At 41.7% G+C, this 6,321-nt stretch carries 5 protein-coding genes; 4 read left to right on the top strand and 1 reads right to left on the bottom strand.

Translation table 11 applies throughout. The annotated features are described in order from the left end of the window. On the bottom strand, positions 1-2,437 hold a 2,437-nt coding region (locus ACKPEB_RS12425; protein ID WP_408965243.1), incomplete at its 3' end, for a tetratricopeptide repeat protein. 551 nt (positions 2,438-2,988) lie between these two features. Here ACKPEB_RS12425 and ACKPEB_RS12420 point away from each other — a divergent pair. The 4 genes from ACKPEB_RS12420 to psbD all read left to right on the top strand — a co-directional run. Next, positions 2,989-3,804, top strand: coding sequence for an SDR family NAD(P)-dependent oxidoreductase (locus ACKPEB_RS12420; protein WP_408965242.1), 816 nt, complete (start codon positions 2,989-2,991; stop codon positions 3,802-3,804). Positions 3,805-4,080: 276 nt separating this feature from the next. Continuing rightward, positions 4,081-4,602 carry a photosystem I assembly protein Ycf3 gene (locus tag ACKPEB_RS12415; protein WP_408965240.1) on the top strand — a complete coding sequence of 174 codons (522 nt, stop codon included), beginning with the start codon at positions 4,081-4,083 and terminating at the stop codon, positions 4,600-4,602. Positions 4,603-4,657: 55 nt separating this feature from the next. After that, positions 4,658-4,951: an Asp-tRNA(Asn)/Glu-tRNA(Gln) amidotransferase subunit GatC gene (gatC, locus tag ACKPEB_RS12410; RefSeq protein ID WP_408965239.1), complete on the top strand. Its 294-nt coding sequence runs from the start codon at positions 4,658-4,660 to the stop codon at positions 4,949-4,951. A 345-nt stretch (positions 4,952-5,296) separates the two neighbouring features. Next, on the top strand, positions 5,297-6,321 hold a 1,025-nt coding region (gene psbD, locus ACKPEB_RS12405), incomplete at its 3' end, for a photosystem II D2 protein (photosystem q(a) protein) (RefSeq protein ID WP_408965238.1).

The raw sequence follows: 6,321 nt of genomic DNA, 5'->3' as shown, positions 1-6,321 counted from the left end.
GACAAAACACAAGATTAGATAATCCCGCACCATGAGGCGTTAAAACCACTGAAGCACTCGCCATCAATTCAGCTTGTTCAGAAATCGTTAAAGATTCTAGTACAACGCTTTCAAAGTTCAAAGGTTCTAAACGTTTAAGTAACTCATCTTGATTCACCAGATGACGGTAATTGGCTTCTTCTCGACTAATATAGATGCGGCGGTTTGTAGAGATTTCCTGAAAATCTTGGGAAACAAATTGTTGTTTTAGGAATTGGCAAATCCAAGGTGAGGTTGCTGTTGAATTATGGAAAAAATTAGGCGCGGGAACAATAACTTTTTGCGCTTGAATATAAGGTTGATAACGACTTTCGATAATTTTGGATTCTGGGATACCTAATTTTTGTAAGGTTTGCTTTTGATAGGGAAAACGATAACTATTGAAAACAAAATAATCAATACTTTCTAAATCGATACCACTTTTTTGAATCAAATGAATACCCGGTAAAACATCATACATCCAATGATAGAATGCTTCTCCCCATTGCACGGATAAAAAGGCAACCGTTCCATCAATTTTATAGGCTGGGGGTAACTTATTGGAGGACAACACTAATTCAGCGCATCCGGTTGAAATATCGGTGAGTAATTCATTTTGTGCCGTCATCACTGCACTGGTCGCTGAATCTCCCCAAACTTTCCCATTTTCTAATATTACGACAAACGCATTACGAGTTTCTGCTTGACTAAAGATAAACCCTGGATGAAATTGAGATAAGGTTCGGGACGGGTTCAAAGAAATTTGACTCCCCGGATAAACGGGAATATAAGTTACATTAGAACTAAAATCCGATGTAATTAATAGGTCAGGATTAACAGAACAATATTGTTCTAACAGTGACAACGGTAAATCTTTATAATTATAACATTTTAAGGCTTCTTCTGTTTTGCCTTGCTGATGTAAAATTTTAGCAATATTTTCATAAGCACGAATTAAATCTGGCTTCATTTTTAACGAATCCATTAAATAGGACATTGCTAGATCTAACTCTTGTTTTTTTAACCAAACTTCCCCTAACCCGGCATAATATTCAGCGACTTTAGAATTGAGATTAATAGCAGTTTGATAGGATGTCGCCGCATCATCGAGTTGACCTTTAGAATTATAAAGGTTAGCTAAATTATAATGTAAAATATCAGCTTTTGGTTCGAGTTTAAGACTGTTTTGATAAACTGAAATTGCGGTTTCAATTTCCTGTTGCTCAATTAAAGTTTCGGCTAATTGTTCTAACAACCAAAGATTATTCGGATTGAGTTCAACGGCTTTATAATAAGCATGAATTGCTTGATTCCATTGTTTTTTTGCTGTCAATATTTTTCCCACTTGGGGATATAACCAATCAATATTCGGTTCTAGTTCAATCGCTTGCTGATAGGCAACTAAAGCCGCATCAAACTGTTGGGTTTCAAATAAGGCATTTCCTAAAGTAAAATGCAGCCAAAACCCATCAGGATTAATCTCAATGGCTTGACGATACCAATCAACGGCTTCCGTTAATTTCCCCGTTTTAGAGCAAATTTCTCCGAGTTTATAATAAGAACCAAAAAATTTAGGATTGAGGGCAATTCCTTGATCATAAGCAACGGTGGCTTCTTCCCATCTTTCTTGTTCAGATAAGGCATTCCCTAATTGATGATATGTCCAAGCAAAATTCGGATTGAGTTCAATCGCTTTTTGGTAATTGGCGATCGCCTCTTCCCATTTTTTCTGCTGAACTAACGCATCTGCCAAACCTTGATAAATTAAATTACTATTAGGATCAAGATTAATCGCTTTTTGATAAGCTGCGATCGCCTCTTCCCATTGTTGTTTCCGACTGAAAGCTTCTCCTAAACTAAAATAAGAATGCGACCAATCTGGATAAATTTTGACGCCTTTAGTATAAAGTTCCAAAGCTTGATCTAATTTGCCTTTTTCAATTAACGTTTTTCCAAAATCCATATACTCTTGAGGAGAAACGCATTGGGGCTCTAAAATTAACGCCTGATACCAAGCTTCATTCGCCGCTTCCGGTTGATTGAGATTAATCCAAACTGTATATAAACTTTGATAAATTCTGGCTTGATTCGGTTTAAACTGGAGCGCCGTTTGATAAGCTTGTAGGGCATCCTGCCATTGTTTTTGTTGAACATAAACCGTGCCTAAATTGGCATGAACTTCTACCCAATCCGGTTTAAGATGCAAGGCTTTGGTATACCAAAACTTGGCTTCATCCAGTTTCCCTTGCAATTGTTTCGCTAATCCCATCGTACTGTAGGTCGGGAGAAAGCGAGGTTCCACTTTCAACGCTTGTTGACACACTTCAACCGCTTCATCAAACTGCTGTTGAGCGATATGACGATTTGCTTCTTCATGCAAATCAAAAACCGTTTTCTCTGGACTATCAGACAATGGCATGATTAACCGTAAAAAGAGAATATCAATATAGACCTTGTATTGATATAGATAGTTTATCAGGCTTAAGGTTTCCGGTAGAGGGATATTCAGGTGATCAACCCCGAAGACTTGTCTCTGCACTCATATTCCAGAACACCCTCATGGTAAGGAATCAAACCACCTGACAACGCCTGTATCTTGATCAATTATGAAGTTATATTAAGAGATTTTTATTAAAAAATGTTGCAACTTTTGGGTTAGGTTGTTAGATTGTGCATAGAGGGTCTTTCCAATCAACATTCGTATTGAGGAGACAGTTGAGCCATGTCTAAAATCAATGTTGCTCTAGTTACCAGGAATTAAGGAAAAAAGAGAGCCTGGTCTGTTATTCAATCATGACCCATTATCGATCTCTACACTCATGAACCAAAATTTTTAAGCTTTCAAGATTCTATCCACTCTGCATCAAGGAATATCGATGTCCTAACGGTTGTTTAGTTAGGTTGTCATCAATTGTATTTGACAACCGTACCAAAAAGCATCGAATTCCTTCTCAACAGGAGGTTTTCACCATGAACATTCAAGGAAAAACAGCCCTGATTACCGGGGCTTCTCGTGGAATTGGGCGGGCTATTGCCTTAGAATTTGCTAAACATCACGCTAAACGTTTAATTTTAGTCGCACGAGACCGTCAACGATTAGCAGAATTAGCAACAGAATTAGAAGGTTCGGGTGTGGAAGTCGTCACCTTAGCCTTAGACTTAACCCAACCCGTTAAAGTTAAGATTGCCATCGCCCAAGCTTGGCGGTCTTATGGGCCGATTGAGATTTTAATTAATTGTGCCGGAGTTGCCCACCAAAAGCCGTTTTTACAATCCAAACTCCTAGACGTTCAAGAAGAAATCTCCTTGAATTTAATCGGGTTGTATACCATTACTCATACCATTGCCCGACGGATGGCCCGTCGTCAATCGGGAACCATTGTCAATGTATCGAGTTTAATGGGCAAAATCGCAGCCCCCACCATGTCCACCTATTCCGCCACTAAATTCGCCATTTTGGGATTTACCGAAGCCTTACGCCGGGAATTAGCTTCCCACAACATTCGCGTGATGGCTTTATTACCCACCTTAACGGATACGGACATGACACGGAATTTGCAACTCTTCCGTTGGGTGGTGCCCATGAGCCCCGAACAAGTTGCCAAAGTCTTAGTCACTGGGTTGGATAAAGATTCCTCAGAAATTTTAGTCGGATGGCAAAGCCATTTGGCCGTTTGGTGCAACCGTCTGGCTCCTTGGTTGATGGAGAAAATTCTGTTGTTAGCATCCCCCGCTACCCACAAAATCCAAAAATCCTATCCCATCCTCACAGAAGCGGACTGTTAAGGGAATAGGGAATGGGCAATAGGGAATTACGAATTACGAATTCGGAATTACGAATTAGGAATGGGGAAAAAATTATTTCTTCCCAACTTCCCCTGCTCCCCCTGCCTCCCTTGCTCCCCCTGCCTCCCGGTGCTCCCCTGCCTCCCCTGTTCCCCCTGTCCCCTCTTCCCTACCATAACTGATGACTCTCTAAGGTAACATGATTGCAATAGGCTGTTTAGGAACTTCCCCATACTTCTGAAGTTCCCAGCCTCAACATTAGGAGATTAAAATTTTATGCCGAGATCCCAGCGAAACGATAACTTTATTGATAAAACCTTTACGGTTATGGCAGATATGATCCTGAAGATGCTGCCTACCAACCAAAAAGCAAAAGAAGCTTTTGCCTATTATCGGGATGGAATGTCAGCCCAAGCGGACGGGGAATATGCAGAAGCTTTAGAAAATTACTATGAAGCACTAACTTTAGAAGAAGATCCCTATGATCGGAGTTTTATTTTGTATAATATTGGCTTAATTCATGCCAGCAATGGGGAACATGAAGAAGCGATCGAATATTATCACAAAGCTATTGAATTAAACCCCCGAATGCCTCAAGCTTTGAATAATATTGCGGTGATTTATCATTATCAAGGTGAAAAAGCCAAAGAAGCTGGAGATGAAGATACAGCCGAACAGGAATTTCGCAAAGCGGCGGAATATTGGATCAGAGCCATTCAGTTAGCTCCGAATAACTATATTGAAGCTCAAAACTGGCTCAAAGTCACGGGAAGAAGCAAGATTGATGTCTATTTTTAACGTTTTTATAGTTCATTAATTTTCCAATTCACCTGCTATCAACTTAAAATAAACTATGACCATTGATCGTGAACAAGTCGCTAAAGTCGCTCATCTCGCTAGACTCGAATTAAGCCCAGAAGAACAAGAAAAATTTACGGCTCAATTGGGTGAAATTTTAGATTATTTTGAGCAATTAAACGAACTCAATACCGCCGAAGTTCCTCCGATGACGCGAGCCATTGAAATGAGTAATATTACTCGACCCGATCAATGGGAACCTTATGCTCAACGGGATAGCATTTTATCCAGTGCCCCCGAACAAGAGGGAGATTATTTCAAAGTTCCTAAAATTATGGCCGAAGAGTAAACAGCGATCCCCTCGGTCGTCTCAAGATGACTTTCGCTGTTAGCCAGAAGTTCAGGGGATTTCAACGACTGGGACTACCAATACACCACTTTACCTCGAAACCCGGTTTCTTTACATTATCTTTAGAAATCAGTTTTTTCTGGGGTTGGCATCCTCTTTTTTGAATTTGTGGTGTAAAAGAGTTGCTGAACTTGAGGAATACCTCTATACTGATTAACAGACGTAAAGAAACATTAACTGTGCTCATCAAATTTCTCAGATTCTGCTATTGCAGATGAGAGAACCTTAACGGGAGTACAAAACCCTTTACGCATTGTCATTATATATATTCGGAGATTTGCGTCCATGACTATTGCAGTCGAAAGACCGCAAGTGCAAAGAGGATGGTTTGATGTCCTCGATGACTGGCTCAAACGCGATCGCTTTGTCTTCGTGGGTTGGTCAGGAGTTCTACTGTTTCCCTGTGCTTATCTAGCCCTTGGTGGCTGGTTAACCGGAACCACTTTTGTGACTTCTTGGTACACCCACGGTTTAGCAAGCTCTTATTTAGAAGGCTGTAACTTCATCACAGCCGCCGTTAGTAGCCCTGCCAACAGCTTAGGACATTCCTTGCTGTTCCTGTGGGGCCCGGAAGCTCAGTGGGACTTCACTCGCTGGTGCCAACTGGGTGGACTGTGGGCATTTGTGGCTCTGCACGGTGCTTTCGCCCTGATCGGCTTCTGTCTGCGTCAGTTAGAAATTGCCCGTCTGGTCGGCATCCGTCCCTACAACGCTATTGCCTTCACTGGGCCGATTGCGGTGTTTGTCAGTGTGTTCCTGATGTACCCCTTGGGTCAGTCTAGCTGGTTCTTTGGCCCTAGCTTTGGGGTGGCGGGGATTTTCCGTTTCATCCTGTTCTTGCAAGGGTTCCATAACTGGACACTGAATCCCTTCCACATGATGGGAGTCGCTGGCATCCTCGGTGGTGCGCTGTTGTGCGCTATTCACGGAGCGACGGTGGAAAATACCTTGTTTGAAGATGGCGACAAAGCCAATACCTTCCGGGCGTTTGAACCGACCCAAGCGGAAGAAACCTATTCGATGGTGACGGCCAATCGCTTCTGGTCACAAATCTTCGGGATTGCATTCTCTAACAAACGTTGGTTACACTTCTTCATGTTGTTCGTGCCTGTCACGGGACTGTGGATGAGTTCCATCGGCATTGTTGGTTTAGCTTTGAACCTACGGGCTTATGATTTCGTCTCCCAAGAATTACGGGCGGCTGAAGATCCTGAGTTTGAAACGTTCTATACCAAGAACATTCTGTTAAATGAAGGTCTGCGGGCTTGGATGGCTCCTGCGGATCAACCCCACGAAAACTTTATTTTCCC

It is taken from the genome of Planktothrix sp. (genome assembly GCF_046067725.1).
Taxonomy (GTDB): domain Bacteria; phylum Cyanobacteriota; class Cyanobacteriia; order Cyanobacteriales; family Microcoleaceae; genus Planktothrix.
The sequence above is the reverse complement of the archived record's forward strand: the minus strand, read 5'-3'. Positions and strand labels throughout refer to the sequence as shown.

Coding starts and splice junctions, on each gene's coding strand:
- ACKPEB_RS12420 (WP_408965242.1), top strand. CDS start 2,989: ATGAACATTCAAGGAAAAACAGCCCTGATTACCGGGGCTTCTCGTGGA.
- ACKPEB_RS12415 (WP_408965240.1), top strand. CDS start 4,081: ATGCCGAGATCCCAGCGAAACGATAACTTTATTGATAAAACCTTTACG.
- gatC (WP_408965239.1), top strand. CDS start 4,658: ATGACCATTGATCGTGAACAAGTCGCTAAAGTCGCTCATCTCGCTAGA.